This is a genomic window from Romboutsia timonensis, assembly GCF_900106845.1.
GTDB lineage: Bacteria > Bacillota > Clostridia > Peptostreptococcales > Peptostreptococcaceae > Romboutsia > Romboutsia timonensis.
Genome location: NZ_LT629865.1, coordinates 1 through 3,252, shown reverse-complemented (window position 1 = coordinate 3,252; position 3,252 = coordinate 1). Strand labels below are relative to the sequence as shown.

The 3,252-nt window shown below is 25.4% G+C and carries 2 protein-coding genes and 1 pseudogene; all 3 read left to right on the top strand.

The genetic code is table 11. The features are described 5' to 3' along the window. The first annotated feature begins 301 nt into the window (after nucleotides 1-301). Nucleotides 302-1,195, top strand: coding sequence for a cation diffusion facilitator family transporter (locus BN7997_RS14780; RefSeq protein ID WP_071121586.1), 894 nt, complete (start codon nucleotides 302-304; stop codon nucleotides 1,193-1,195). 214 nt (nucleotides 1,196-1,409) lie between these two features. After that, a pseudogene (locus BN7997_RS14775) lies at nucleotides 1,410-2,168 on the top strand (cation diffusion facilitator family transporter); the annotation flags it as partial. A 413-nt stretch (nucleotides 2,169-2,581) separates the two neighbouring features. After that, a partial coding sequence (locus BN7997_RS14770; protein WP_143023254.1) for a M24 family metallopeptidase occupies nucleotides 2,582-3,252 on the top strand: 671 nt, incomplete at its 3' end.

The following is a 3,252-nucleotide window of genomic DNA, read 5'->3' as shown; positions in this document are numbered from 1 at the left end:
GTTGAAATAATGGAAGAAGCTGGTGAATTAGATAAAGCACCTGTTTATAATGATATAGTAAATACTGACTTTGCAAATAAAGCTATGGAAAATGTTAAGTAAACTAAAATTTATATAAATATTTATGAAAAAGGATTTATCATATTTGATACAATCCTTTTTCTATTATTATAGATTTTGATACATAATATCATTATCAATTAATATAGATAAATGATAATGATATTACTAAACTTTAAAATAATTTTATATTATTTAATTATCAATTGATAATTATCTTGCATAAATTGGAGGCATAAAAATGGAATCAAGATATGATGAATCAAACAAAATAACAATATTATCAATTATATGGAATATAGTTTTAACTATTATAAAAATAGGTGCAGGTGTACTTGGAAATTCAAATGCTATAATAGCAGATGGTCTACATTCAGCATCTGATATTTTAACGTCAATAGGAGTATTAATTGGAAATAAGATATCAAAGAGTCCAAATGATAAAGAACATAATTATGGTCATGAAAAGGCAGAAACTTTAGTAGCACTTTTATTATCAATAGTATTAATATTTGTTGCTTTAAAAATAGGATATGGAGGTATTTTATCATTACTTAATGTAGATAAAATTAAAGTTCCAACAATACTTCCGTTAATAGTTTCTGTTATATCAATACTTATAAAAGAATATCAGTATAGGATAACTATTAAAGTTGCAAATAAGATAAATTCTCCGGCATTAAAAGCAGATGCTTGGCATCATAGATCTGATGCTTTATCATCTATTGCAGCATTTATAGGGATAGGTGGAGCAATAATTGGATTTAAGATTTTGGATCCTTTAGCATCTATTGTAGTTGCATTATTTGTTTCTAAGGTAGGACTTGATATATTATTAAAATCTGCAAATGAGCTTATGGATTTATCTATTGGTAAGGAATATGAGGATAAGATAATATCTATAGTAAAAAATACACAAGGTGTTGAAGATGTATTAGACTTAAGAACTAGAAAATATGGTTCTATGGCTTATGTTGACTTAGTAATATGTGTAGATAAAAATTTGACAGTATATAAGGGACATGATATAGCTAGTAACTTAGAAGATATAATACTTAAAAATATGGACTTTATAAAAGGTATAACTGTACATGTAGAACCATATTTAAATGAAAATAAAAACTCTGAAAATTAGAATATATAAAGATACAAGAATCTAATTATTTAGGCTTCTTGTATCTTTATACAATATTAATCTATTGTACTAGATTAAAATATTTTTTAAATAAAGCTAATTAATTTTAACAAAAAAACAATATCCCGTAAATCTAGTACTAGTAAAATTTAAACAAATGATAGACTTTTTATTTTAGTTATAGAATCACAATTTCCTANATGGTCTACATTCAGCATCTGATATTTTAACGTCAATAGGAGTATTAATTGGAAATAAGATATCAAAGAGTCCAAATGATAAAGAACATAATTATGGTCATGAAAAGGCAGAAACTTTAGTAGCACTTTTATTATCAATAGTATTAATATTTGTTGCTTTAAAAATAGGATATGGAGGTATTTTATCATTACTTAATGTAGATAAAATTAAAGTTCCAACAATACTTCCGTTAATAGTTTCTGTTATATCAATACTTATAAAAGAATATCAGTATAGGATAACTATTAAAGTTGCAAATAAGATAAATTCTCCGGCATTAAAAGCAGATGCTTGGCATCATAGATCTGATGCTTTATCATCTATTGCAGCATTTATAGGGATAGGTGGAGCAATAATTGGATTTAAGATTTTGGATCCTTTAGCATCTATTGTAGTTGCATTATTTGTTTCTAAGGTAGGACTTGATATATTATTAAAATCTGCAAATGAGCTTATGGATTTATCTATTGGTAAGGAATATGAGGATAAGATAATATCTATAGTAAAAAATACACAAGGTGTTGAAGATGTATTAGACTTAAGAACTAGAAAATATGGTTCTATGGCTTATGTTGACTTAGTAATATGTGTAGATAAAAATTTGACAGTATATAAGGGACATGATATAGCTAGTAACTTAGAAGATATAATACTTAAAAATATGGACTTTATAAAAGGTATAACTGTACATGTAGAACCATATTTAAATGAAAATAAAAACTCTGAAAATTAGAATATATAAAGATACAAGAATCTAATTATTTAGGCTTCTTGTATCTTTATACAATATTAATCTATTGTACTAGATTAAAATATTTTTTAAATAAAGCTAATTAATTTTAACAAAAAAACAATATCCCGTAAATCTAGTACTAGTAAAATTTAAACAAATGATAGACTTTTTATTTTAGTTATAGAATCACAATTTCCTATCAATTTATTTATTAACTTGTTGTGCTAGTAGTTATTTTACTAAAGATATTGAAACTACTATATAAATTTTTTTATTATTAGAACACAACTTGTTAGATTATAGTACTTTCAATAATATTTAAATAGCACAACGAGTTAATTATAATAAAATGATTAATATATTGGAAAATATGGTATAATTAGATTAAATTTACTAGTAAAGGGTGATTTTTTATGAAATTAAATAGATTAAATAAAATTTTATCAAAAATGCAAGAAAATAACATACCTCAAATGTTAGTTACAGACCCAAAGGCTATATTTTATCTAACAGGTAAAATGATACATCCAGGAGAAAGACTACTAGCTTTATACCTTAACACAAATGGGGATCATAAATTATTTATAAATGAGTTATTCCCAGTATATGAAGATTTAGGTGTAGAAAAAGTTTGGTTTGATGATACTAAGGATGGAGTTTTAATAATATCTGAATACATAGAAAAAGGAAAAGCTATAGGAATAGATAAAAATTGGCCAGCTAGATTCTTATTACATCTTATGGAATTAAATACGGAAAATAAATATGTAAATGCATCATTTATAATAGATACATTAAGAATGTGTAAAGATGAAGAAGAAAAAGATCTTATGAGAAATGCATCTAATATAAATGACATGGCAATGGAGAAGCTTCAAAATCTGCTAACACAAGATTTAACAGAAAAGGAAATGGCACAAAGGCTAGCAACTATATACGAAGAATTAGGAGCTGATGGATTTTCATTCCCTCCAATTATAGCATATGGAGCAAATGGAGCAGATCCTCATGCTCATTGTGGTTCAGCTAAATTAAAAGAAGGGGACTGTGTAATACTTGATATAGGGTGTATTAAAGATAACTA

Bases quoted from the DNA above. Each gene is read 5' to 3' on its own strand.
- BN7997_RS14780 (WP_071121586.1), top strand. From the start codon at position 302: ATGGAATCAAGATATGATGAATCAAACAAAATAACAATATTATCAATT.